Origin of the sequence: Nonomuraea sp. NPDC052116 (genome assembly GCF_040680035.1) — a bacterium.
In the GTDB taxonomy this organism is placed as follows: domain Bacteria; phylum Actinomycetota; class Actinomycetes; order Streptosporangiales; family Streptosporangiaceae; genus Nonomuraea; species Nonomuraea angiospora_A.
This window is the reverse complement of the sequence record NZ_JBFAWA010000025.1, coordinates 18,231-42,588: the sequence shown is the minus strand read 5'-3', so window position 1 is coordinate 42,588 and position 24,358 is coordinate 18,231. Positions and strand designations below refer to the sequence as shown.

Sequence of the window (24,358 nt, the reverse complement as noted above, 5' to 3'; positions counted from 1 at the left end):
AACGCGCGGGTGGTGGGGCGTCCTGGGGCAGCCCGGGCGATGGAGCGCACTGGGGACGTGAGGTGCGGGGCGTGTGGCACGCAGGACCCGCTCGGGCACACGGCGCACGCTGGGCGTGGGGTTCGGTGGGCGTTGAACGCGTCGGGCGTTGGGTGCGCCGGGCGTGAAGGTGCCGCCGGGCATAGGGCGCGGGGTGTGAGGCGAACCCGGGACGTGGGGTTCTGGGGTGGGCAGGGCCGGGGTGCGGGACGTGGAGTTCTGGGGTGCACAGGGGCGGGGTGCGGGGCGGTGGGAGGTTGGGGAAATGGGAAACGCCCGGCCGGGAAAGGCCGGGCGTTTCGGGGTGGATCAGCGGCGGCCGACGACCTTGACCCAGTCCTTGCCCTCCGCCGGGGAGAGCGAACGGGAGCCCTCGAAGACCGCGCGCCACGTACCCGACGTACGGGCCGGAACCCGCGTCGAGAAGTAGCCCTTGCCGCTGGTCCTGATGGTGTCCACGTACTCCCAGCGGCCGCTGCCGTCAGGCTGGAAGAGGATCACGATCCGCTTCCAGGCCAGCCGGTGCCAGCGCTCCGAGTCCTTGCAGTAGTCGGCGTTGTGCACCGACACGAAGCCACTGATGTAGTCCTCGTCGCACTGCACGGAGAGCTTGCCCTCGAGAGTGATGGGCCGGCCCCGCCATGCGGGCTCGGGGTTCGCGTCGAACTGCAGGCTCGTGTAGCCCGCGACATCCGGGTCCAGGCCCGGGTCCGGGTCCGCGAGCGCGGGCGAGGCGGCGGTCGCCACCATCGTCGCGCCCAGGGCGGCAGCCGCCAGGCCGGCGGCTAGACGTCGCATCTTCAAAATGGAATTCCTTCCCCGTCTCGGACACGGCCCCAAGTCGGGGCCATGTCAACGCCAATGACGCGTAAGGGTAAGGAAAAGTTGTAGTAAAGCTGATCACAATTCCGCAACGGCGGTTTAAGGCCGTGCTATAGGCATCTTTTCGGCTATTGCGTAATTTGTCGGGACTTGGAGGCGTCTGAGGCGTAGTGTCCCGTTCCGGGATAGCGGACGCGCCAGAGGCCACCCGCGCGGCCCGTGACCGTCGCCTCGAAGGTCCCGGAGGCGTCCGTCGTCGTCTGCCCGATCCGCTCCCAGGCCGAGGACTCGTCGCCGCGCCACAGGATCTCCAGCGGCTGCCTGGCGAACGGGCCGTAGTCGGTGTAGCCGCGCGGGTCCACCCGCCTGAGCGAGCCGCGCAGGCGTACCAGGTCGGAGCCCTCCAGCTTGTCGGCCCGGACCGACGAGAGCTTCGTGTCCCGCCTGAACTGGAACGACGCGTACTCGGTGACCGTCGTCCCGCCCGCTCCCCTGGCGGTGGCGGTGATCGTCCAGGTGCCGGTCGGGTAGTAGCGGTTCAGCTGCTTGTCGGGGAGGAAGCGCCAGGTCTCCCAGCCGTTCGCCATGCGGGCCGGCGCGCCGGATCCCGGTCCCGCGGTGCGCCAGGTCAGCTGCGGAGGAGTTCCCTCCAGAGCGTCCTCGGCCAGCTGCGGTGGTTGCGCTGCCGGAGCGACAGCGGGCGCCTGAACGGGAGCGGGTGCGGGGGCCTGAACGAGCGCAGGGGCCTGAACAGGTGCGGGTGCCACGGGCCGGACGCCCGGCCGGGGCTGGTTCGGCGGCGCCGGTCGGGCGCCTGGCCGGGGCTGGTTCGGCAGTGCGGGCCGCACGCCCGGTCGGGGCTGGTTCGGCAGTGCGGGCCGGGCCACCGGTGCCGGACGGGGTGCCGTGCCCGGTGCCGGACGGGCCACCGGTGCGGGCCGGGGCGCCGTGCCCGGTGCGGGACGGGTGCCGACGGAGCCGCTGGTGGGGGCGGGGCCGGAGCCCACCGAACCGGTGTCGGGGGCGGGCGCCGGAGCCGGTGCCGGGGCTGGAGCCGGGGCTGGAGCCGGGGCCGGGATCGGTAGCTTGTCGGTCAGTACGGGGCCGGGCGGGGCGCCGGGTTCGACTTTGACGGTGACGCCGCCCTGGCCGCGCACGCCTTTGGCGACGACGTCGACCACCAGGCGTACGGAGTCGTTCGCCCCCACGATGGGTTCGGCCGGACGGACGGTGATCGCGCGGATGACGGGCTCGGTCGCGACCGGGGGGGCGGGCACGGTGAGCGGCCCGGCCGCGAGCGAGACGAGAAGAAGGCTTCTGGTCATGATCGAGACGGTAGGAACCGCCCGGTAATGGCCAGGACCTCGACACACGCCACGAATGGCAAAACCGGGATCAGCCGCAGCAGGCGCGAACCCCGCGAAAGTCGCCCTAACTCGGCCCGCTGTAAAGGCCCTCGATGACGTCGGCGTACTTCGCGTGGATGATCCGCCGCTTGAGCTTCAGGCTCGGGGTGAGCTCCTCGGTCTCGGCCGTCCACTCGGTGCCCAGCAGTGCCCACTTCTTCACCTGCTGCACCCTGGCCAGCTTGGCGTTCGCGGCCTCGACCGCCGTCTCCACCTCCTTCATCACCTCCGGGTGCTCGGCCAGCTCCGCCAGCGAGGCGAACGCGATGCCGCGCGCCTGCGCCCAGCCCGGCGCCACCTCCCCGTCGAGCGTCAGCAGGGCCACCGGGTGCGGCCGGTTGTCGCCGTAGGCGAGGGCCTGGCCGACGAGCATGTGCTCCTTGAGGTGGTTCTCGATCTCGGCCGGGGAGATGTTCTCGCCGCCCGCCGTGATGATCAGCTCCTTCTTCCGGTCGACCACCCGGTAGAAGCCGTCCTCGTCGACCGTGCCGATGTCGCCGGTGTGCAGCCAGCCGCCGTCGTCGATGAGCTCGGCGGTGGCCTCGGGCCGGTTGACGTAGCCGCGGGTGTTGAGCGGGCTGCGGGTGAGGATCTCGCCGTCCTCGGCGATGCGGATCTCGACGCCGGGCTCGGCCCTGCCGACGGTGCCCAGGCGGTAGCAGGAAGGGCTGTTGCCGGTGAACGCGCCGGTCGTCTCCGTCATGCCGTACACGTCGATGACCTTGAGCCCGAGCCCGGCGTAGAAGTGCTGCACCTCGGCGGGCAGGGGCGCGGCGCCCGTGGCGGTCCACTCGGCGCGGTCGAAGCCGATCATGCCGCGGATGATCGACAGCAGGGACGCGTCCGCCTGCTCGTAGGCCGCCCGGATCTCGGGGGTGATCGTGCGCCCGTACTGGCCGGCCTCCACGTACGCGGCGCCCGCCCGCATCGCCTGGCGTACGGCGGCCTGCTGCTCCTCCGGCTGGGTGGCGAGCACGGCGAGCAGGCGGGCCATCATCTTCTCCCACACGCGCGGCACCCCGAAGAACATCATCGGCCTGACCTGCCCCAGCGTCTTGCCCAGGTTGGCCAGGTCGGTGCAGAAGTGCACGTGGGAGACCTTGACCAGGGGCAGGTAGAGGCTGAGGATGCGCTCGGCGATGTGCGCGTACGTGAGGTAGGAGATCTGCGTGCCGCGGACGGGCAGGTTCGTGATGCGGTCGGTGGCGGCGACCTCGTAGAAGACGTTCGCGTGGGTGAGAGGGACGCCCTTGGGCATGCCGGTGGTGCCCGAGGTGTAGAGGACGGTGACCACGTCGCCGGGGGTGACCGCGCTCATGCGGGCCTCGACCTCGGCCGGGTCCGCGGCCAGGCGCGCGCGGCCCAGCTCCAGGAAGTCCTCCCATGACATGAACCGCTCGTCCGCGGGCGCCCCCTCCAACATGATGATCCTGCGGAGCCCGTCCAGCTGGGACAGGACGGGCTGCCAGCGGGCCAGCTCTGCCGGGCCGCCCAGCACCGCGTACCTGGCGGCCACGTCCCCGGCCACGAACGCGATCTGCTCGGGCGCGAACGTCGAGTACACCGTGCAGCCGACCCCGCCGGCGTGCACGGCCCCCAGGTCGGCGAGCACGTGCTCGCTGCGGTTGACCATCATCACCGCCACCGACTCCCCGGGTTCCAGCCCGAGCGCGACGAAACCCGCGGCGATCTCCAGGACCCGCTGCCGCGCCCGCGCGTAGGTCAGCGTGGTCCAGCCGTCCCCGTCGGGGTCGGAGTAGGCGGGGGCGTCGGGGTGCTGCTCGGCGGCGTGCCTGAGCCGTTCGCAGACGGTACGGCCGGCGATCTGCCGCTCGATCTCGGCCCGGACTTCGAGGTCTTCGGCCATGGCGCGCGCCTCCAGTCAGTGTTCACTTGCGTGAGTGGCCTGCATCGCACCACACCGAGGGGGTAGCGGCAAGAGCCTGCGGAGAAAGACCCGCGTCCGTCACGTAGAGTGATCGATCGGGTGCACAAAGGGGGCGGCACATGAGCGGCAGGACGTTCTTCGGGCATCCCTGGGGACTGGCCACGCTGTTCGGCACCGAGATGTGGGAGCGGTTCAGCTGGTACGGGCTGCGGGCGATCCTCGCCACCTTCCTGGCCGCGTCACCGGCGCAGCAAGGCCTGGGCCTGTCGCAGGAGACGGCGCAGGCGGTCGTCGGCGTCTACGGCGCGCTCATCTACCTGGTGGCGCTGCCCGGCGGGTGGATCGCGGACCGGATCCTGGGGGCGCGCAGGTCGGTGTTCTGGGGCGGGTTCATCATCATGCTGGGGCACATCAGCATGGCCCTCCCGGTGTCGTCACCGTTCTTCGTGTGGCAGGGCCTGCTGCTGATCATCGCCGGCACCGGCCTGCTCAAGCCGAACATGTCCGTCATGGTCGGACGGCTCTACCCCGAGGGGGACGACGCGCGCAGGGACGCCGGGTTCTCCCTGTTCTACCTGAGCATCAACCTGGGCGCGTTCTTCGCGCCCATCGTGGTCGGCTGGCTGGCCACCGGCGACCGGTGGCACCTGGCGTTCGGCGCGGCGGCCGTCGGGATGGCGTTCGGCCTGGCCCAGTACATCCGGGGCGGCCGCCACCTGCGGGGCATCGGCGAGCGGCCGGTCCACGTGCAGCACCACCTGTTCTGGCGGGTGGCGGGGGTCGCGGCGGCGGCGGCGATCGCGCTGGGCGCGTGGGCGGCGACCGGCACGCTCACGGTCGACCGGCTCACCGTGGCGATCACCATGGTCATCCTCATCGTGCCGGTGGCGTACTTCTCGTACCTCCTGCTCGGCAGCCACGACCTGACCGAGGACGAGCGGATCCGGATGAAGGCCTACATCTGGCTGTTCGTGGCCGCGTCCGTCTTCTGGATGATCTACGACCTGGCGCCGAGCAAGCTGCTGTTCTTCGCCAGGGACCACACCGACCTGTCGCTGTTCGGCATCCCGATCCAGCCGGCCACGACGCAGTCCTTCAACCCGCTGTTCATCATGATCTTCGTGCCGGTCTTCGCCGCGTTGTGGGTGCGGCTCGGGACGCGGGTGAGCACGCCGCAGAAGTTCGCGTTCGCGCTGATCGTCATAGGGGTGAGCTTCGTGGTCATGGCCGTCGCGGCGGCGCTGGCGGGGCCCGGCAGGGTGTCGGTGTGGTGGCTGGTGCTCGTCTACCTCATCCAGGTGTTCGGGGAGCTGTCGCTGAGCCCGGTCGGGCTGTCGGTGACGACGAAGCTGGCGCCCGAGGCGTTCAAGGGGCAGATGCTCGGGGTCTGGTTCATCTCGCTGTCGGTGGGCGACGCGGTCGGCGGGCAGACGGGGCGGCTCGGCCGGGTGCTGTCGGATCCGATGTACTACCTGGTGCTGGCGGCGATGGCGATCGTGGCCGGGATCGCGTTGTTCATGTTCGCACGGAGGTTGCGGGTGATGATGGCCGAGCATCACGAACCGGTCATACGGTAAATATTCCGACGTGTCTGAAATTCTCGACCTTGTCGGCATCTTCGTCTTCGCGTTGACGGGCGCGCTCATGGGCGTGCGCAAACGGCTCGACGTGGTCGGGATGGTGGTGCTCGCCGAGATGACCGCCCTGGGCGGCGGCGTCGTACGCGACCTGATCCTCAACGTCCGGCCCGCCGCCTTCCAGAGCCTCGGGTACGTGCTGGTGCCGGTGGCCGCGACGGTGATCGTGTTCTTCTGGCATCCGCACGTGGCGCGGGTGATGCCGCTCATCCTGGTGCTGGACGCGGCGGGGCTCGGGCTGTTCTGCGCGGTGGGGACGGAGAAGGCCCTGGAGTACGGCCTCGCCCCGCTGCACGCGGCGCTGCTGGGGGTGGTGACGGGCATCGGCGGCGGCATGCTGCGCGACATGCTGGCCGGGGAGATCCCGACCTTGCTGTACGACCGCCAGCTGTACGCGGTGCCCGCGCTGCTGGGGTCGGGGGTGATGGCGGCGCTGTCGGCGTACGGGCTGCACGGCTGGCCGGCCACGCTGGCGGCGGCGGTGCTGGCGTTCGGGCTGCGGATCATGGCGATGCGCCGCAAATGGCGCGCCCCCTTGGCCCGGGGGTCCGGCGAATGAGGCGCTCGAATTGCGGGAAAGCAGACGACGTCGCACGCTGGAAGCGACTAGCGTGAGGGAGGTGACACAGAGCGTGGCGAAGACGATACGCATTGACGACGTCCCGGACGAGACGTATGAGGCGCTCCGCATTCAGGCGGAGGCCGAAGGCCTCACGGTCGCCGACTATCTCCGTCGCCAGCTGCGGCTCATCACCCGCCCGACGACCGCCGAGGTCATCGAGCGAGCGCTTCGGCGGTCGCGGGAGAACGGCCCGACCAACGACGACATCCTCACGGCGATCCACCAGGGCCGCGGCGCATGATCGTGGTCGACGCCCCGGCCTGCGTCCACGCCCTTCAGGCCGAGCGACCCGAGGGATCGCTGCACGCTCCCACGCTGCTCGACTCGAATTCCTGAACGCCCTGCGCGGGCTGGTGATGAGCAGCAAACTCCCCATCGACCGGGCCTCTGGCCGAAGCTCTCGGATGCACGCTGGTCACCACGGATGCCAAGTTGCGGTCCGCGTGCGGGCATCGGGCGGAGGTCGAGGTTTACCCCCTCACACCATCGCGATGAGCGCGTCCACGGGGCGGCGGGGGCCGGTGGGGCCGTGGTCGCGGGCGGCGCGGATGCGGGTGAGCGCTTCCGTCAGGACCTGAGGCGGCTGGGTGTAGGGCAGGCGGAGGTAGCCCTCCAGGGTGCCCTCCAGGCCGAACCACGGGCCGGGCGCGAGGCGTACGCCGTGGTGGGCGGCCGCCTCCGCGAGCGGCGTGGCGCCCGGGCCGTTCAGGCGCACCCACAGGGTGCCGCCCCCGCGCGGCACCGTGAACGTCCACTCGGGCAGGTGCTCGCGAAGCCCCGACACCAGCGCGTCGCGTGAGGCGCGCAGCGTGCGGCGGCGCTCGGCGCGCGTCTCCTCCAGCCGGTCGAACAGCCGCGCCACCACGAGCTGTTCCAGCACCGGGCTGGCGATGTCCACGGCCGCCCGGAACATCGCCAGCCGCCGGGCCAGCGCGGCGGTGGTGCGGACCCAGCCGATGCGCAGCCCGCCCCACCACAGCTTGGAGGCCGAGCCGATGCTGATCACCCGGCTGTCGGTGTCGAAGGCCGCCGCCGGCGAGGTCCGGGGCACCTCGTCCAGCGCCAGCTCCGACCAGGTCTCGTCCACCAGCAGCATCGTGTCCGTACGCCGGGCCGCGCCCACGACGGCGGCGCGGGTGGCGTCGTCCATGAGGGCGCCGGTCGGGTTCTGGAAGTCGGGCATGAGGTAGGCCAGCCGCGCCCCCGACTGGCGCATGGCCCCCGTCACCAGGTCGGGCTGCCAGCCCTCGTGCGAGATGCCGACCGGGACGATCCTGGCGCCGCGCTGCCGGGCCACGTCGATGGCGTGCGGGTACGTCGGCGACTCCACGAGCACCGGGTCCCCCGCGCCGACCAGCAGGCCGAGCACGAGCTGGATGGCGTGCTGGGAGCCGGTCGTGACGAGGATCTGCTCGGGCCGGGTGGCCAGGCCCCTGGCGGTGTAGTGGGCGGCGATGCGCTCCCTGAGCACGGGCAGGCCGATGGGGTCGTAGCCGTTGCCCATGCCGTACACGGACAGGTCGTCCACCGCCTCCAGCATCGCCTGCCGCAGGGCCGACGGCGCGGGCGGGGCGGCGCACTGGAGCTGGACGAGACCGTCGCCGTCGGTGCTGAGCCACGGGTTGTCGGCCGTGGTGGCCGGGTCCGGCAGGGCGGTCCAGCTGCCGGAGCCCTGGCGGCTCTCCAGGTAGCCGCGTTCGCGCAGCAGGTCGTAGGCCGAGGTCACGGTGGTGCGGCTGACCTTGAGGGTCTCGGCCAGGTGGCGTTCGGCGGGCATGCGGACGCGTACCGGGAGCTGGCCGTCCATGATGAGGACGCGCACGCCGTCGGCGAGCGCGCGGTAGTACGGACGCGCCGCCGGATCGATCTTGATGAGCCGCGCCACCTGGGCCGCCGACAGATGCCTCATAAGGCCACTTTTCGTGATTGGCTCTGTTTTGGCAAGTCGGTTGCATGCCAATCTGTGGCCACTATGAGTGAAGCGACCGTCCCCCGGCTCAGTTCGTCCCTTCCCGCGCGCCTCGTCAGGCTGTACGGCGGGCTCGCGCTCTACGGCGCCGGCATCGGCCTCCAGGTCGAGTCCGGGCTGGGCAACGACCCGTGGGACGTGTTCCACCAGGGCCTGGCCCTGCGGACCGATCTGTCCATCGGGACCGTCATCATCGGCATCGGCGCGCTGGTGCTGCTGCTGTGGATCCCGCTGAAGCAGAAGCCCGGGCTGGGCACGATCAGCAACGTCGTCTTCCTGGGCCTGTTCGCCGACGGCGCGATCTTCCTGCTGCCCACCCCGTCGCACCTGGTCATGCAGGGCCTGTACGTGGTGCTCGGCGTCGTCGCCATCGCCCTGGCCACCGTGCTCTACATCGGCGCCGGGATGGGCCCGGGCCCCCGCGACGGCATCATGACCGGGCTGATGCGGCTCGGCCTGTCGGTGCGGCTGGGCCGGTTCCTCATCGAAATCACGGTCCTGGCCGCCGGCTGGCTGCTCGGCGGCACCGTGGGCGTGGGAACGCTGGTGTTCGCGCTGGCCATCGGGCCGTTGACCCAGCTGTTCACCCGCTGGTTCCCCCTGACGTGATCCCGTGAGGGAGTCCGGGCATGACGCGACATGATCGGACCCCCTCACGGGATCGCCCCTCCTCCGAGTAGCGTCTAGGCATGCGGATCGAGGACTACGCCCTCATCGGGGACATGCAGTCGGCGGCTCTGGTGGGCCGCGACGGTTCGATCGACTGGCTGTGCCTGCCCAGATTCGACTCGCCGTCCTGTTTCGCGTCGCTGCTCGGCAGCGAGCGCAACGGACACTGGTGGCTCGGCCCCACGGGCCGCAGACCGGCCACCCGCCGCCGCTACCGGCCCGAGACGCTCATTCTGGAGAGTGAGTGGGACACCCCGACGGGCACGGTCCGGGTGATCGACTTCATGCCGCCGCGCGACCGCAACCCCGACGTCGTGCGCATCGTGGAGGGCGTCTCCGGGACCGTGGAGATGTCCACGCAGCTGCGGGTGCGCTTCGACTACGGCCGGATCGTGCCGTGGGTGCGCCAGAGCGACGGCCACCTCCAGGCCATCGGCGGGCCCGACTCGGTGTGGCTGCACTCCCCCGTGCCGCTGAAGGGCGGCGACTACGCGCACCGGGCCACGTTCACGGTCAAGGAGGGCGACCGGTTTCCGTTCGTCTTCACCTGGCACCCCTCGCACGAGCCGATGCCGCCGCAGATCGAGGCCGACACCCAGCTGCGCGAGAGCGAGGCCATGTGGGCGGAGTGGGTCGCGCGGTGCACCTACCAGGGCCCGTACCGGGACGCCGTGGTGCGGTCGCTGATCACGCTCAAGGGCCTCACCTACGCCCCCACCGGCGGCATCGTGGCCGCGCCCACCACGTCGCTCCCCGAGGACGTGGGCGGGGTGCGCAACTGGGACTACCGCTTCTGCTGGCTGCGCGACGCGACGCTGACGCTCGACGCGCTGATCAGCTCCGGCTACCTGGAGGAGGCCGCCGACTGGCGCGCGTGGCTGCTGCGGGCCATCGCGGGCCGGCCCCAGGACCTGCAGATCATGTACGGCGTCGCGGGCGAGCGCCGGCTGCCCGAGCTGCGCCTCGACTGGCTCGACGGCTACGAGGACTCCCGGCCCGTCCGCATCGGGAACGAGGCCGTCAAGCAGCTCCAGCTCGACGTGTACGGCGAGGTGATGAACTGCCTGTTCGTCTCGCGCACGCGCGGCCTGTCACCCGACGACCGGGCGTGGACCATCCAGCGGGAGCTCCTCGACTACGTGGAGGACCACTGGGACGAGCCCGACGAGGGCCTGTGGGAGGTGCGCGGGCCCCGGCGGCACTTCGTGCACTCGAAGGTGATGTGCTGGGCGGCGCTGGACCGGGCGGTCAAGTACGTGGAGCGGTTCGGCCGCACCGGCCCGGTGGACAAGTGGCGCACGCTGCGCGACGTCGTCCGCGCCGAGATCCTCTCGAAGGGCTACGACGCGCGGCGCAACACCTTCACCCAGTCGTACGGGTCGTCGGAGCTGGACGCGTCGCTGCTGATGATCCCCATGGTCGGCTTCCTGCCGGCCGACGACCCCCGGGTGGTGGGGACGGTGGCGGCCATCGAGAAGGAGCTCATGTCGGACGGGTTCGTGCTGCGCTACCCGCTGGCCGCGGACAACGACGTGGACGGCCTGCCCGGCGGGGAGGGGGCCTTCCTGGCGTGCAGCTTCTGGCTGGTGGAGGTGATGGCGATGCAGGGCCGCAAGGAGGAGGCGAAGGCGCTGTTCGAGCGGCTGCTGACGCTGCGCAACGACGTGGGGCTGCTGGCCGAGGAGTACGACCCCCGCTACAACCGGCTGGTCGGCAACTTCCCGCAGGCCTTCAGCCACGTCCCCCTGATCCACGCCGCGCGCGCCCTGTCATAGCGGGGGTCGTAGCGGGGCCTACGGGCCGGTGAGGCGCCGCTCGCCGGCCGTGGTGATCACGAACACCTGCCAGTTGTAGTAGGCGTAGTAGTTCCTCGGGTCCCGCTTCATCTGGCGGGCGTGCAGGAGGATGGCGTTCACGTACGCCCTGGAATGGTTGTAGGCGTACAGCGCCCGCCGGTAGTCGCGGGGCGCCCCCGAGGCGCGCAGGTAGTTGGCGGCGCCCATGACGGCGTCGCGCGGGTCCTGCACGTCGCCGCCCATGCCGTACGCCTTCCAGGTCCCGGGCATGAACTGCATGGGCCCCTGGGCGCCGACGTTGCTGTCCGACTTCACCCGGCCGAACTTCGTCTCCGCGAACATCACCGCCGCCAGCACCTCCCACTCCACCCCGAACTTGCGTTCGGCCTTCTTGAAGTGGCCGAGCAGCTCGGCGGCGGGCGGGGCGGGCTGGACCTTGAACGTGGCCGAGGGCTTGATCGGGTGGGCCAGGGAGAGCAGCTCGCGGATGGCGGCCGTGTTGTCCTTGGCCTGGGCGGCCAGCCCGGACGGCAGGCGGGCGAAGGCCCGGGCGGCCACCTCGGGGTGGCGGGCGGTGTAGCGGTAGGCGCGCTGCTGGTGAAGGGCCAGGAGCTCGACATCCCGGGGCGGTTTGCTGGCCTTCGGCCAGGCGTCGATCGCGGCGTTGAGCGCGGCGCTGGTCCCCTTGAGGGCGGCGGCCAGCCGGGCGGGGTCGCCGGGGATCTTCTGGTCGGGCGCGGGCAGCGTCCCGCCTGCCGGCGGGGTGGACGCGGTCGGGCTCGGCGCGGACGGGCTCGGCGCGGGTTGCCGGCCGGCCGCCGAGGCCGCCGGGGCCGGATCGCCGCAGGCGGCCGTGGCGAGGAGGGCGGCTAGCGCCATCGCGGCCAGGGCACGGGCGGGGCGGCGGTGATGATCGTGGCGTTCCTCCATGGTCGGCCAACCTACCGGGTACGGCCCGCCCCCGGCGCCAGGCGGGCCCGGACACGCGCCCGGCCTCACCGCTGATCGGAGCCGACCAGCGGCGCGGGTGGCGGCTGCCCGCGCCGCTCGTCGAGGCCGTTCGCGCGCAGCGGACGGCTACCCGCGCCGTGGTCGGGGCCGCTCGCGCGCAGGGTCCGGGGTGAGGCGCCCAGCTCGCGTCTGCAGGCCTTGTTGAACGCCTGCAGGTCCGGGATGCCCACCGCCGCCGCGATCGCCGGGATCGCCAGGGTCGACTCGCGCAGCAGATGCAGCGCGCGGGACAACCTCCTGCGGCGGATGTACGCGACCACCGTGTGTCCCGTCTGGGCCCGGAACAGCCGGGTGAGGTGGTTGTGCGACACCCCGGCGGCGCGGGCGATGCCGGGGACGGTCAGCGGCGCGGCCAGGTCCGCGTCGATGTGCTCCATGGCGGCCGCCACGACGGCGTGCGCGCTGCCGGCGACGGGCAGGTTCGCGATCCGCCAGAGCACCGTCCACACCTCGGCCGACGCCCTGGCCCTGGTGTCGGGGACCGCCGCGATGGCCTGCCGCAGCGAGGCGGCGATGAGCGGCGCCTGGTCCCCCGCGTCCCGCATGACGGGCACGACCCGCCGCTCCTCGCCGCCGGGCAGGCGGAAGTGCGCGTACAGGTGCTCCGACCTGCCCCGGTAGTGGTAATGGACTTCGGCGCCCGGCGGGATCAGGCTGACGTGGCCGGGCTTGATGGCGTGCACGGTGCCGTCGAGCACCAGCTCGGCGGCGTACCCGTACAGGTGGAGCTGCCACAGGTCGGGGAGCCGGAAGACGTCGTGGTCCCTGACCACGCCGTGTACGCCCACAGCCGCGCCGGCCACGGCCGGCGGGTCGGAGAGCGCGATCGTCACCTGCCGCACAGGGATCTGTTCTATCGCAGCGGGGGAAAATGGACCAGTAGTTGATGATTACATCCCACGACACGGCCAATGTCCGGTTCTAGTTTTGAGGCATGCGAACCACTTTGCTGACCTCCGCGCAGGTCGCCGGATTCGTCGCCGCCGGCTATCTGCGGCTCGACGGGATCGTCCCGGACGAGCTCAACGACCAGGCGATCGACGTGCTGGAGGCGGGCATCCCGCGCCCGCCGTACGGCACGCCGGTCACCCAGGCCTACCCCGAGGGATCGTTCGCCCGCCGCCTGATCGAGCTGCCCGCCGTGGCGGGCGCGCTGCACTCGCTCGTCGGCCCCGACCCGACCGTCGACCACCACGCCGTGCACGTCCGCGAGCCGCACAACGGCCACGCCCAGCCGCTGCACGCCGACGCCATCATCGACACCCGCATGGACGCCTTCGACGTGCAGCTCATGTACTACCCGCGCGAGGTGACGGCCGACATGGGCGGCACCCTCGTGGTGCCGGGCAGCCACCTGCGCCGGATCAACGAGAGCGACACCGGCCGCTACCAGAACCTGCGCGGCCAGACCCGGCTCACCTGCCCCGCCGGGACCGTGATGCTGCTCCACCACGGCATCTGGCACGGCGGCCGGCGCAACGACAGCGACGTCCGCAGGTACATGTTCAAGATCCGCTTCAACCCGACCGTGCCGCAGGTGCGGCTCTGGGACACCTCCGACCTGGACGATCCCGCCGTCCTGGCCGAGCTGGGCCGGCGTTTCCCCTGGTACGAGCAGGCGACCGGGCGGTTGGAGGTCCACAACCGGGTGCGGATGTGGCGGGCGCTGACCAACGATCCGTCGTTCGACGTCGAATACTGGACGACTCGCGTGAACAACCGCCCCGGGAGGGTCGCATGAAGCAGCAGGTGCTCGTTCTCTATTTGGCCACCTCCGCCCTCGACGCCCAGGTGGTGGGCTGGTCGCGTTACGACGGCACCGGGCGCACCGAGCCGACGGCCGGTGACGGGGACGAGCCGCCGTACGAGACGGGGGTGGAGGCGTTGCGCGACGGGTGGCGGCTGTTCCAGGCGTCTCAGCTCATCCCGCCGTATCCCGGGCACGAATATGACACGTCGTTCATGAAGCACGAGTTCTTCTTCGAGAAGATGTCGTAAATCCGGACGTACGGCCTTATCGTGTGATCGCTCGATCTGGCCCGAGGAAGGAGCGGGATGCCGGACCTGCGCCCGCTCCGGCCGAGCGATCCCGAGCGGATCGGCTCGTACCGGCTCGTCGGCGTGCTCGGCTCCGGTGGACAGGGCGTGGTCTACCGGGGCGTCGGCGACGACGGGCGCGAGGTCGCCGTCAAGGTCCTGCACCTCGCCCATGAGGAGGACGTCACCAAGAGCTTCCTGCGGGAGGTGGAGGCGGCGCGGCGGGTGGCCGCCTTCTGCACGGCCGCGGTGCTGGACGCCGGGATGGCGGACGAGCGGCCGTACATCGTGAGCGAGTACGTGCCAGGGGACACGCTCCAGACGCTGGTACGGGAGTCGGGGCCGCGGTCGGGCGGGGCGCTGGACCGGCTGGCCATCTCCACGCTGACCGCGCTGGCGGCCATCCACCAGGCGGGGATCGTGCACCGGGACTTCAAGCCGGGCAACGTGCTGATGGGGCCGGACGGGCCGATCGTCATCGACTTCGGCATCGCCAAGGCCCTCGACGCGACGACCCGGACGTCGGTGCCGGTGGGGACGCCCGCGTACATGTCGCCGGAGCAGTTCAGGGGCGAGCGGGTGGGGCCCGCGTCGGACGTGTTCAGCTGGGCGGGGACGATGGTGTTCGCGGCCACCGGACACACGCCTTTCGCGGGCGAGACGCTGGCGGCGGTGGTGAACGGCGTCCTGAGCGGTACCCCGGACCTCACGGGGGTGCCGCCGCACCTGCTGGGGGCGATCGCGGCGTGCCTGTCCAAGGACCCGTCCACCCGCCCGGACCCGACGACCCTGCTCCAGCAACTCATCCGCCAGGCCGGCCCGACGGCCCGCGCCCCCGGCCCCGCCGGGGCGGCTCAGCCCGTCGCCGCATGGGCGCCGCCCGCTGGAGCGGTCCCGTCCGGTTCGGCTCCTTCGGTGCCTCCGTCCGGTGGGGCAGCGCATTCCGGGCCTCCGCCTCCTCCCCAGGGGGCGTGGCCTCCTTCCGGTGCTGAGCCTGTCTCCGGCTCCTCGGCCGTCCGGACGGAGCCCCCTGCCGGGAGCGCCGTTCAGACGGGCCCCGATGCCCGGAGCGGTATTTCGACGGGCCCCGATGCCCGGAGCGGCGTTCAGACGGGGCCCCGCGCCGGCGCCGGGCCGGTGGCGGATGCGGATACGGCGACCGGGCGGGGCCGGTCGGTCAGCCGGCGGGCCGTGTTCGGCGGGGCCGCGGCGGCGGCCGCCCTCGCGGTGTCCGCCTTCACCGTCCTGCGCCCCAGGAACGATTCCCTCGACCCGGAGGACCGGCGTACGGAGCGGCCGTACACCGGAAGCCCGTCCCCCACCGCGACACCGACACCCACGCCGACGCCGTCCGCCGAGCCCTTCGGGACGCAGGTCGCGATGTCCGCGCCCCTGCCCGAAGCGGACGGCGCGATCACGGCACTCGCCGCCACGGGGAGCACCGTCGTGTACGGGACCGCCAAAGGGGCGGTGTTCACGTGGGGCCTGGGCCAGGCGGCCACCCGGCTCGGCGGCGGCCGGGCCACGACGACGGAGGTGGCCGTCGGCGAGGTCGGCGGCACGCCGGTGATCGCCTCCGGGCACACCGACGGGCGGATGCGGCTGTGGAGCCCGACCGGCGAGAGCCTCGCCTCGCACAAGGTGAGCGACCCCGTCATCGCGGTCACCGTCACGGGCGCGGGCAAGGCGGTGGCGGTGTCGCAGAAGTACGACTCCATGAAGGACCTCCGCAGCGTCGTGCGGCTGTGGGACATCTCCACCGGCAAGCAGATCGGCCCCACGATCACCGACCACTTCCAGGGCATCAGAGGGCTGGCGTTCGGCCGGCTGGGCAAGGACGACGTGCTCGTCACGGGCGACGGCGGGGAGCGGGTCCGGGTGTGGCGGCTGTCGAACGGGCGGATGACGCACTCGTTCGGCACCGGGGAGATCGGCGGGATCGAGCGGCTGGCCTGCGGCGAGATCAAGGGCAAGCCCGTCCTCGTCTCGACCCACCTCGACGCGACCCTGCGCGTGTACGACCTGGCCACGGGCAAGCGCAGGAAGAAGTGGAAGTTCAGCGACCGGAGCCCGGACGACCGGGGCACCGTGGCTCTGGTCACCGGACGGCGGGGAGACGTGCCCATCGCCGTCGTCGCCCACGGTCCGTGGAACGACGAGTACGTCACCCGGGTCTGGAGCCTGGACGACGGCGACACCATAGGAGCGCTCGACCTGGATCCCGGCGGAACGATCCCCACGCTGGCACTGGCCGAACGGGGCGGTCACCCGGTGGTCGCCGACACGGGCGGAGAGCGTACCGTCCGGGCCTGGAGCCTCGGCCCCGCCTGACCGCTGCCTCACCCCATCCCCGCCGAAAACCCGGAAACCCGGAAACCGCCGCGCGCAAGGACGCGCCGCACCGGCGCCCGAACTTCCGGCGGGCTCGCACACCGTGCGCCCGCCGTGCCGGTGTTCCGGCCTCCGGCGGGTGCGAAGGCCGGAACACCGGCGGGGCCGGGCACTGCCCCTGCGGGGTGTTACGGGTTGGTGAGGCGGTTGATGAGGGCTTGGGCGTCGCGGGTCAGGATCGTGCGGGACGTGGAGTCGGGGACGTTGGCGTTCTTGCCCGCGGCCTTGATGAAGCGCTTCAGCGCGTCGATCGCCTGCCCCGGCTTGCCACGCTTCTCGTGCCACTCCGCCGCGTCGAGCTGCTCCAGCAGCTCCCGAGCGCCCACGGCGGTCACCGTGCGCGCCTTCTTGAAGTGCGCGATCAGCGCGCGCACGTCACCGTACGAGGTCGTGGTCGAGAACGTGACGGTCGAGGTCACCGTCCGTCCCGCCCGGTCCGTCGCCGTGGCGACGAGGGAGTGGTCGCCGAGGGGCAGCGTCCAGAGGCGTACGGGCGCGCCCGGGGGAACCGCGGTTCCGTCGAGCTTGGCCGTGGTGCCCTCCACCCCCGAGACCGCGTCCGTCGCCGTCAGGACCGGGGTGACGGTGCCCGAGTCGCCGTACGGCTTGGCCTCCACGCCGGTGACCGTCAGCGCCGGGTCCGATTTGTCGATCTTCACGGTGACCGTGCCGACCTGGGAGACGTTGCCGCCGTTGTCGGTGGCCCGGTAGCGGACGTCCTTGGCGCCCTCCGCGCTGAGCGTCACCGGGCTGGCGGCGTTCGCCCAGGTGGTGCCGCCGTCGAGCGAGTACTGGCGACTGGCCACCGTGCCGTTGTCGGTCGCGGTGACGGTGAGCGTGACGTTGCGGGTGTACCAGCCGTTCGCCCCGTCGGGCGAGGCCGGGTTGAGCGTGGCGGTAACGGTGGGCGGGCTGGTGTCCGCGACGCCCCCGCCCTGGAACGTGAACGCGTCCACGTCCACGCCGCCGGTCGAGGTGACGTACAGCCGGCCGGTTCCCGCGGGCGGGTCGGCGAGCGCGGTGGTGATCGTCTGCCAGCCGTCGCCCGGCGGGATCGTCACCGTCGCGAACGGCGCGGCGGTGGGCGACTTCCAGCGCAGGGAGAGCGTCCCCGCGCCCGAGGCCCTGGTCTGGACCCCGGTGATGCCGGTGAAGTTGACCGGGTCGTAGGCGAGCCAGTCCCCCGCGTCGAACGAGGTGATCTTGAACTTGCCCGACGCCCCGTCGTCGGCGGTCCTGGTCACGCCGCTGCTCTGGTCGGCGTGCTCGGCCTGCGCGAGCTTCGGGTTGAGGGTGAGCGCGGCCTCGCCGAGCGCGCCGGGGATGCCGTTGGCGCCGTTGTCGCGGTAGCTCACGACGACCACGCCGTAGATGTTCTCCGTCTCGCCGTGCTCGGGCGCGTTCGCGGGCGTCGGCCAGGCGCCGGTGCAGCCGGTGCCGGTGGTCTCGGGGTGGGCGTGCACGTCGTGCCCGAGGCCGAACGTCCACTGCATGCGCGTGCACACCGGGCTGTCGCCGTCCTCGGCGTCATGCACGGCGATCTTGTACGGCACCGCGTTCCCCCAGTCGAAGAACCCGCCGTCCGGCGGCGTCTGGACGCTGACCTCGGGCGCGGTGTTGCCGACGGTGATCTCGGCCGAGGTGAGGCCCGCCCGGCCGCCGGAGTCGGTGACGCGCAGCCGCGCCACGTACTGCCCCAGCTCGGTGTAGGTGTGCGTGGCCGTCGCCCCGGTGGCGTCGAACGTGCCGTTCCCGTCGAAGTCCCACTCGTACGTCAGCGTCCCCGGCTCGGTGTCCCTGGACGACGACGCGTCGAAGGCGACCGTGAGCGGCGCCTGGCCGCTGGACGTCCTGTCCATGGTCATCCTGGCCTGGGGCGTCTTGTTGTCCGGGGTGTAGTCGATCCGGTAGAGCCCGGCGTCGGGGTTCGCGCGGAAGAACCCGTCGCCGTACTCCAGCACGTACAGGGACCCGTCCGGCCCGAACTCGATGTCCATCGGGCTGTCGGTGATGGGCTGCGCGGCGTCCCGCAGTTCGGCGTTGGGCAGGAAGTGCTCCAGCTTGGTGACCGGCCCGTCCGGGTACGTCACGGTGAACGCCGCCAGGTAGTCCTGCGAGAACTCGGCGAAGAACGCCTTGCCGTCCCAGTACGCGGGCAGCTTGCCGGGCGCCGGGTTGTCCGGGTCGTAGTGGTAGATCGGCCCGCCCATCGGCCCCTGGCCGCCCTGCGGGTCGAAGTCCACGAGCCCGGCCCACTCGGCCGGCTGGTGGGTGTTGTTGTCGCCGTAGTAGAGGTCGGCGGGGACGGCCGGCGGGAGCCGGTCGATGCCGGTGTTCCAGCGCGAGGTGTTCAGCGGCCCCGCCGCGCAGTCGAACCACGGCCCCGGCCGGGCGGTCTCGAAGTCCCAGTCGTTGTAGTTGAAGTTGTCGCCCGTGCAGTACGGCCAGCCGCTGTTCATGGGCTTGGTGAGCGGGGTGATGTTCCACTCGACGTAGCCGAGCGGGCCCCGGTTCGGGTCGGGGGTGCCGGCGTCGGGGCCGTAGTCGGCCCACGACAGGGTGCCCGTCTCCCCGTCCACGTCCATCCGGAACGGGTTGCGCACCCCGGTCACGAAGATCTCCGGCCGCGTCTTGGCCGTGCCCGGCGGGAACAGGTTGCCCTGGGGGATCGTGTACGTGCCGTCGTCCGCGACCTTGATCCGCAGGATCTTGCCGCGCAGGTCGTCGCTGCTGCCCGCGCCGCGCCGGGAGTCGAAGCCCGGGTTCATGCCGGGCGCGTCGTTGTTGGGCGCGTACCCGTTGGCGCCCGGCGCGCCCGCCGGGGTGTTGTCGCCGGTGGCGAGGTAGAGGTTGCCGTCGGCGTCCCAGTCCACGTCGCCGGCCACGTGGCAGCACTGCCCGCGCTGCGTCTCGACCTTGATGATGACCTGCTCGGTGGACAGGTCGAGCGCGTTGCCCGTCCACTTGAAGCGGGAGAGCTGGTTGTAGCCCTTCCACTGGTTCCAGTACGTCTCGTCGGCCCCGGCGGGCAGCGAGTTGGGCGCCGAACCGGCCGGCGTCGTCTCGGGGTACGGCGCCGACATGGTCTTGGGCGCGTAGTAGAGGTAGACCCAGTGGTTCTCGCTGAAGCGGGGGTCGAGGGAGACCGTCTGCAGGCCGTCCTCGGAGTTGTTGTAGACCGGGACGGTGTTGACGATCTTCGTGACGCCGCTGGCCGGGTCGGTCAGCCTGAGGTCGCCGTTGCGCGCGGTGTGCAGGACCCGCCGGTCGGGCAGGACGGCCAGGTCGATCGGCTCGCCCACGTTCTTGGTCAGGGTGATCTTCTCGTAGCTCGACCATTCGGTGGCCGGTTCGTGCGCCTGAACGGGGCCGGCGGGTAAGACGAGTGCGGTGGCGGCCAGGAAGAAGCCGCCGAGCACCGCGAGGGTACGCTGCATGGTGATGCCGCTCCTAGGACGAGGAGTGTCATGATCCGGGCCGCCACGCCTGCCGCTGCAACGGCAGGGATCGCGTGGCGGTCCGGCGTCGTGGTGAGGGTCAGCCGCGCAGGGCGGCCATGTTGCGGTAGCTGAGCTCGGCGTACTGCAGCGACTGGCCCGGGTCCGTGCCGGGCGCGTTGTCCTGCTCGTACATCGGGTTGTGCAGGCCCCTGGAGCGGAGCCGGCCGAAGAAGCGGGCGTAGTCGATGTCCCCGGCCCCGAACGGCACCATGTCGTAGCCGTTGGCGGTGCCCGGGTTGGCGGTGCCGTCCTTGGCGTGGAACAGCGGGAACCGCTTCTCCTGCGCCAGCACGGTGGCGAGCGGGTCGAAGACGTCGGTCTGCGCCGAGCCGTCGGGCGCGGTGTACGTACGGTGCTTGAACTGGGCCACGTGCGCCCAGAAGATGTCCATCTCGAAGTAGACCCGCCTGGGGTCGCTGATCCTGAAGAAGTACTCCAGCTTGCGGATGCCCGAGGAGCGGGTGGGCCGGCCCTGGTCGTCGAGCGGGCCGCTGTCGAGCAGGAACGCGTACGCCGCGTCGTGGTTGTGCGTGTAGAGCTTGACCCCGGCCTGGCAGGCGAGCTCGCCGAGCGCGTTCCACTTCTCCGCCGCCACGTCCCAGTCGGCCTTGTACGCGCTGCCCGTCGGGTCGGAGCCGGTGCCCACGTGGTCCAGGCCGAGGATGTTCGCGATCTCCAGCACCTGCTTGAACCGGTCGAGGTCGACAGTGCTCAGCGGCCACGAGGCCGGGATGAAGCCGTGGTTGCCCTCGGCCCGCAGCCCGTTGTCGTCGAGCCAGCTCCGCAGCAGCCGGGCGCCCTCGACGGTCTCCAGGTTCGCGCCGCCCTCGGCGTTGGCGTGCTGCCGGTACCCGGCGAACTCGACCTGCTGGTAGCCGATGCGCGCGAGCGCCTCGAACACGCGGCGGAAGCCGGACGGCAGGGTCGTGGACGCCGGGTCGCGGCCGATCGCGTCGCGGACGGTGTAGAGGATGATGCCGCGCTTGCCCGGCGGGATCAGCGGCCGGTTCCACCCGCTCTGGGCCTGCACGGGGTCGGCGGCGGCGGGCTGGGCGAGGGGGACGGCGGCCGCGGCGGCGACGCCGGCGGTGGCCGCGAGTAAGCGGCGGCGGCTCAGGCCGAGCGTGCGGCGGAGGGCCTCTTCCTGCTCATGGAGCTGGCTCACGCGTGTTTCCCTTTCTCGAGGGACGCGTGCGCCGACCACGTCACGGCGTAACTGTGCCCGGCTCCACGAGCATGCCACCGCGCGGGGAGCCTGCGACGATCAATTGTTACTACGCCGCGCAGAAGCGGTCAATGGTGCCCGAAAGCCTGATCGACGGCGTCCGGCGCGAGCACGTGCTCGACGACCATGACGGCGGCTCCGACGACGCCCGCCCGGTCGCCGAGCCGGCTCGACCTGATGCCGAGGTGCTGGGTGGCCAGCGGGAGCGACCGGCTGTAGATCGTCTCCCTGACCCCCGCCAGCACCTGCTCGCCCGCCTCGGCGACGTCCCCGCCGATGACGATGAGGGAGGGGTTGAAGAAGTTCACGATCGAGGCCATCACGGCGCCGACCTCGCGGCCGGCCTGCCTGACGAGCCGTGTGGCGCGCAGGTCGCCCGCGCGCATCAGCGCCACCACGTCCCGGCTGCCGTGCGCGTCCACCCCGGCGGCGCGCAGCTGCGCGGCCATGGACGCGCCGCCCGCGACCGCCTCCAGGCAGCCGGTGTTCCCGCATCTGCAGGGGGCCTCGGACGCCGGGACCCGGATGTGGCCGACGTCCCCCGCGGCGCCCTGCGCGCCCCGGTGCAGCCGGCCGCCGGAGATGATGCCGCAGCCGATCCCGGTGCCGATCTTGATGAAGATCAGGTGGTCGATCTCGGGCCCGGCGGCCCAGTGCTCGCCGAGCGCCATGATGTTCACGTCGTTGTCGGCCAGCACCGGCGCGCCGAGCCGCGCCCCGAGCCAGCCGGGCACGTCGAAGCCGTCCCAGCCGGGCATGATCGGCGGGTTCACCGGCCGCCCCGACGCGTGCTCCACCGGCCCGGGCAGCCCGACGCCGACCCCGCACACCTGGTCGAGGTCGCGCCCGGCGTCGGCCAGCAGCTCGCGGAAGGCGGTGGCGACCCACTCCAAGGTGGGCTCGGGCCCCCGGTCGACGGGCAGGTCCGCGGCCCGTTCGGCGAGCACGGTCATGCCGAGGTCGAGCACGGCCAGGCGGGCGCGGGTGGCGCCCAGGTCGGCCGCGAGCACCACCCGCGCGCCCTCGTTGAACGCGAACACGGCCGCCGGGCGGCCCCCGGAGGAGATCGAGTCGTCGGCGGCCACCACCCAGCTCCCGGCGATCAGCGCGTCGAGCCGCTGCGACACGGTGGACCTGGACAGGCCGGTGAGCTGGGCCAGCTCGCCGCGGGTGCGCGCCCGCCCGTCCCGGAGGATCGCCAGCAGCGCCCCCGCTCCGGCGCTCTGGCCGTTGGATCCCGTTGTCATGAGTACTACCTTACTTCGATGATCGACCGACTTATGTTGACAGAAACGAAAAGCCCGATCTATCGTCGCGAAATATGTCGGACATATGTGGGCAACAACCCACATATCGTGAGATCGTCCGGCAATTCCCGAGCTCCGGCCCGGGATCAACGCTCTACGCCTTGGAGGATTCGGTCCGGCCCTCGCCCGCCGTCGCGCCGAGACGCGGGCCCCGCAGGGATGCCACCCGGCCGGATCCTCCACAGGGCCTGGTTCCGGCGATCCGGAAACCAGTGTTTCGGGCCCAGAATGCGAACCAGGCGCGGGAGCGCTCCCAATCCTATCAGACCCCGCTTGAACTGCACACATGCCCATAAATTCCGAAATTTTCCTAATTGATGGACTGCGAACGGCCGGCGCAATCACGTCGAGAGTGAGGGCTTGACATCCCAGGCAGGCCCGCCCGCACCGATTCGCGAGTAAAACGTGCCAGATTTCCAGATACCTCGAAGCAAGGCGGATGAGCTGGGCTTTTGTCCCTTAACTACGGTTAGTCAATAGGCCAGACAATTCCGGCGGGTCCGATATTTGGTATTGAGGCCAGCATTGCGGGCGCAGGTGCCATACTGCGCTTGGGAGCGCTCCCGCGAGCCGTTCCCCCCGTGACGCCCCTCCACGAGGACCGGCAGTGAACCATCCCGACCCCCTTCTCGACGCCCGGCGCCCATGGGCCGCGCGCATCTGGTGGATCGCGCTGGCCATCGGGGCGGCCTGCTTCGCCTTCGTCTGGCCGGCCACCCCGCACGCCCGGCGCGGCGTGCCGCGGGTCCCCGCGGGCCACGAGGAGGTCCGGTGAGGGTCGCCATGTTCAGCGGCGGGCGCGGCGCGGCGGGGATCGCCCGCGCCCTGCTGCGGGTGCCGGGGCTGGAGCTGTCCCTGCTGATCAACGGGTACGACAACGGGCTGTCCACCGGCGCGCTGCGCCGCTACCTGCCGGGCATGCTCGGTCCCTCGGGCTTCCGCAAGAACCTCCTGCTCCACCTGGACCCCGGCGACCCTCGGCGCGAGCTGCTCGAACGCCGCCTGCCGGCCGGGACCACGGCCGCGGACCTGGCGCGGCTGGCGGACGGGCCGCTGGACTACCGGATCGCGCGGGAGCTGCGGGTGTTCGCCGGGCGGCTGCGCGCCGAGCCGGACGGGCTCGATCTGGCCGGCTGCGCGCTGGGCAACCTGGTGCTCGCGGGGTCGTACCTGCGGCTGGGCGAGGCCTTCAACGCGGCGTTACGCGCGTGCGCGCACACGTTCGGGTCGCCGGCGCGGCTGCTCAACGTGACGAACGGCGAGAACGCGTTCCTGGTCGCGCTCAAGGAGGACGGGCGCGTGCTGGCCGACGAGGCCGACATCGTCGCGCCGCAGGACGCGGTGGCCATCACCGGGCTGTTCCTGTTGCGCGAGCCGCCCGGCCCGGACGAGCTCTCCGGGTCGCCGGAGCTGCTCGCGCGGCGCGCCGCCACGGTCACGCCCAGCCTCGAGGCGCTGGCGGCCGTCCGGGACAGCGACCTCATCGTGTACGGCCCGGGCACGCCGCACTCGTCGCTGCTGCCCAGCTACCTGACGCCGGGGCTGGCCGGGGCGGTCGCGGAGAGCCGGGCCGCGGCCAGGGTGTTCGTCGTCAACCTCGGGGGCGACCACGACATCCAGGGGCTGACGGCCACCGACCTGGTGGACCGCACGCTGGCGTACCTGGGCGACCCGGGCAACGAGCGGCGCACCATCACGCACGTGCTCAGCCGCCGGGGCGGGTCCGGGGGTCCCGCCGTGCCGCTCGGGGTCGTGGAGCGCGGCTGCTGGGCGGGGGCGCGCTGGATCGGCGCGGACGTCGAGGACGCCGGGCGTCCCGGCACGCACGACGGCCCGCGCACGGCCGAGGCGCTGCGGACCGTGCTCGGCGAGATCCCGCTGGCGCACCCGGCAGCCCGGCTCCCCGGCGATGGCCGGGGAGCCGCCGGCGTCGTCCACCACGACGATCTCGTCGGGCGGCCGGGTCTGGGACAGCGCCGACTCCAGGCACAGGCGCAGGCGCAGGGTCCTGGCCGCGTTGTAGCACGGCACGGGGGCCG

The 24,358-nt window shown here is 71.9% G+C and carries 18 protein-coding genes and 2 pseudogenes; 10 read left to right on the top strand and 10 right to left on the bottom strand.

The window, feature by feature from the left end; translation table 11 throughout:
- Positions 1–348: 348 nt before the first annotated feature.
- The 3 genes from AB0L65_RS39315 to AB0L65_RS39305 all read right to left on the bottom strand — a co-directional run bounded on the left by AB0L65_RS39315 (position 349) and on the right by AB0L65_RS39305 (position 4,134).
- Entirely contained in the window at positions 349–837 is a 489-nt protein-coding gene (locus AB0L65_RS39315) for a hypothetical protein (protein WP_364256492.1), read from the bottom strand.
- A gap of 152 nt (positions 838–989) precedes the next feature.
- A complete protein-coding gene (locus AB0L65_RS39310) occupies positions 990–2,186 on the bottom strand; it encodes a hypothetical protein (protein ID WP_364256489.1) in 1,197 nt (398 codons plus the stop codon).
- A gap of 106 nt (positions 2,187–2,292) precedes the next feature.
- Positions 2,293–4,134 (bottom strand): AMP-dependent synthetase/ligase, encoded by a 1,842-nt coding sequence (locus AB0L65_RS39305; RefSeq protein ID WP_364256486.1) that lies wholly within the window; start codon positions 4,132–4,134, stop codon positions 2,293–2,295.
- A 140-nt stretch (positions 4,135–4,274) separates the two neighbouring features.
- Here AB0L65_RS39305 and AB0L65_RS39300 point away from each other — a divergent pair, with 140 nt between their 5' ends.
- The 3 genes from AB0L65_RS39300 to AB0L65_RS39290 all read left to right on the top strand — a co-directional run bounded on the left by AB0L65_RS39300 (position 4,275) and on the right by AB0L65_RS39290 (position 6,655).
- Positions 4,275–5,732 (top strand): oligopeptide:H+ symporter, encoded by a 1,458-nt coding sequence (locus AB0L65_RS39300; RefSeq protein WP_364256483.1) that lies wholly within the window; start codon positions 4,275–4,277, stop codon positions 5,730–5,732.
- A gap of 10 nt (positions 5,733–5,742) precedes the next feature.
- Complete coding sequence (locus AB0L65_RS39295) at positions 5,743–6,351, top strand: trimeric intracellular cation channel family protein (RefSeq protein WP_364256480.1); 609 nt, start codon at positions 5,743–5,745, stop codon at positions 6,349–6,351.
- Positions 6,352–6,424: 73 nt separating this feature from the next.
- Entirely contained in the window at positions 6,425–6,655 is a 231-nt protein-coding gene (locus AB0L65_RS39290; protein WP_350735278.1) for a hypothetical protein, read from the top strand.
- A gap of 237 nt (positions 6,656–6,892) precedes the next feature.
- On the opposite strand, the gene AB0L65_RS39285 is transcribed toward AB0L65_RS39290, so the two are convergent.
- On the bottom strand, positions 6,893–8,323 hold the full coding sequence (locus AB0L65_RS39285; RefSeq protein WP_364256477.1) for a PLP-dependent aminotransferase family protein: 1,431 nt from the start codon (positions 8,321–8,323) through the stop codon (positions 6,893–6,895).
- Positions 8,324–8,386: 63 nt separating this feature from the next.
- Here AB0L65_RS39285 and AB0L65_RS39280 point away from each other — a divergent pair, with 63 nt between their 5' ends.
- The gene (locus tag AB0L65_RS39280) at positions 8,387–8,992 is read left to right on the top strand and encodes a hypothetical protein (protein WP_364256474.1); all 606 of its coding nucleotides are present in this window, start codon (positions 8,387–8,389) and stop codon (positions 8,990–8,992) included.
- Positions 8,993–9,072: 80 nt separating this feature from the next.
- Positions 9,073–10,827: a glycoside hydrolase family 15 protein gene (locus AB0L65_RS39275; protein WP_364256471.1), complete on the top strand. Its 1,755-nt coding sequence runs from the start codon at positions 9,073–9,075 to the stop codon at positions 10,825–10,827.
- A gap of 18 nt (positions 10,828–10,845) precedes the next feature.
- Here AB0L65_RS39275 and AB0L65_RS39270 read toward each other — a convergent pair whose 3' ends face one another.
- Together AB0L65_RS39270 and AB0L65_RS39265 are read right to left on the bottom strand one after the other, a co-directional pair.
- Positions 10,846–11,778, bottom strand: coding sequence for a lytic transglycosylase domain-containing protein (locus tag AB0L65_RS39270; RefSeq protein WP_364256468.1), 933 nt, complete (start codon positions 11,776–11,778; stop codon positions 10,846–10,848).
- A 65-nt stretch (positions 11,779–11,843) separates the two neighbouring features.
- On the bottom strand, positions 11,844–12,701 hold the full coding sequence (locus AB0L65_RS39265) for a helix-turn-helix transcriptional regulator (protein ID WP_364256465.1): 858 nt from the start codon (positions 12,699–12,701) through the stop codon (positions 11,844–11,846).
- Positions 12,702–12,793: 92 nt separating this feature from the next.
- On the opposite strand from AB0L65_RS39265, the gene AB0L65_RS39260 reads away from it, so the two are divergent.
- Genes AB0L65_RS39260 through AB0L65_RS39250 form a run of 3 tightly spaced genes read left to right on the top strand, consistent with a single transcriptional unit; the run spans position 12,794 to position 16,227 of the window.
- Positions 12,794–13,600, top strand: a complete 807-nt coding sequence (locus AB0L65_RS39260) for a phytanoyl-CoA dioxygenase family protein (protein WP_363969850.1) — start codon at positions 12,794–12,796, stop codon at positions 13,598–13,600.
- Positions 13,597–13,857, top strand: coding sequence for a hypothetical protein (locus AB0L65_RS39255; protein WP_350735260.1), 261 nt, complete (start codon positions 13,597–13,599; stop codon positions 13,855–13,857). Before AB0L65_RS39260 ends, AB0L65_RS39255 begins: the two co-directional genes overlap by 4 nt.
- Positions 13,858–13,914: 57 nt before the next feature.
- On the top strand, positions 13,915–16,227 hold the full coding sequence (locus AB0L65_RS39250) for a protein kinase (protein WP_364256462.1): 2,313 nt from the start codon (positions 13,915–13,917) through the stop codon (positions 16,225–16,227).
- A 188-nt stretch (positions 16,228–16,415) separates the two neighbouring features.
- On the opposite strand, the gene AB0L65_RS39245 is transcribed toward AB0L65_RS39250, so the two are convergent.
- From AB0L65_RS39245 to AB0L65_RS39235, 3 genes are all read right to left on the bottom strand, one after another.
- Complete coding sequence (locus AB0L65_RS39245; protein ID WP_364256459.1) at positions 16,416–19,724, bottom strand: PQQ-dependent sugar dehydrogenase; 3,309 nt, start codon at positions 19,722–19,724, stop codon at positions 16,416–16,418.
- 100 nt (positions 19,725–19,824) lie between these two features.
- Positions 19,825–20,952, bottom strand: coding sequence for a TIM barrel protein (locus tag AB0L65_RS39240; RefSeq protein ID WP_364256456.1), 1,128 nt, complete (start codon positions 20,950–20,952; stop codon positions 19,825–19,827).
- 128 nt (positions 20,953–21,080) lie between these two features.
- Positions 21,081–22,259 carry an ROK family transcriptional regulator gene (locus AB0L65_RS39235; RefSeq protein WP_364256453.1) on the bottom strand — a complete coding sequence of 393 codons (1,179 nt, stop codon included), beginning with the start codon at positions 22,257–22,259 and terminating at the stop codon, positions 21,081–21,083.
- Between the two features lie 667 nt (positions 22,260–22,926).
- Between AB0L65_RS39235 and AB0L65_RS39230 the strand changes: the two genes are divergently transcribed.
- Together AB0L65_RS39230 and AB0L65_RS39225 are read left to right on the top strand one after the other, a co-directional pair.
- The gene (locus AB0L65_RS39230; RefSeq protein WP_364256450.1) at positions 22,927–23,094 is read left to right on the top strand and encodes a hypothetical protein; all 168 of its coding nucleotides are present in this window, start codon (positions 22,927–22,929) and stop codon (positions 23,092–23,094) included.
- Between the two features lie 8 nt (positions 23,095–23,102).
- Positions 23,103–24,017 (top strand): annotated as a pseudogene (locus AB0L65_RS39225) (2-phospho-L-lactate transferase CofD family protein); the annotation flags it as partial.
- A gap of 264 nt (positions 24,018–24,281) precedes the next feature.
- Here AB0L65_RS39225 and AB0L65_RS39220 read toward each other — a convergent pair.
- A pseudogene (locus AB0L65_RS39220) lies at positions 24,282–24,350 on the bottom strand (hypothetical protein); the annotation flags it as partial.
- Between the last annotated feature and the right edge of the window lie 8 nt (positions 24,351–24,358).